We start from the raw sequence: 548 nt of genomic DNA on the forward strand, positions 1-548 counted from the left end.
GGGTGATTTCTTTATGGATGTAGACACCAATACACCAGTGGTGCTGATTTCTGCAGGTGTCGGCCTTACGCCAACACTGTCAATGCTAGAAAGCTTGACGGAACATCACGCGCCAGTGACTTGGGTACATGCAACAGAAAACAGCAAACACCACGCCTTTAAAGAGCACGTAAACCAGCTAGTCACGGCGAAAGAAAACATGAACGCGCTCATTTGGTATAACCAACCAACGGCCGAAGACAAGATAGGTGAAGACTTCCACTTTACCGGCTTTGTAAACCTGCATGAAATCGAAGCCGCACTCAAACAAGACAACGTACAAGTGTACTTCTGTGGTCCGGTGGGCTTTATGCAGCACGTCGCGAAACAGCTACAAGAACTTGGCGTCCCTCAGGAACAATTCCATTACGAATGCTTTGGCCCACATAAGGTGGTTTAAGCGCGTTCACCTATCGGGAAAACAACAAAGCCCACGAAGTGTGGGCTTTGTTGTATGAAGTTACCGAGAATTTTCTGGAGATCTACCAGAACATGTCACGCCTTTTTGC

At 47.6% G+C, this 548-nt stretch carries 1 pseudogene; it reads left to right on the top strand.

Annotated features, from left to right (window positions below):
• Positions 1–439 (top strand): annotated as a pseudogene (locus R8N47_RS27650) (NO-inducible flavohemoprotein); the annotation flags it as partial.
• Positions 440–548: the final 109 nt, after the last annotated feature.

The organism is Vibrio sp. 2132-1, assembly GCF_033344315.1.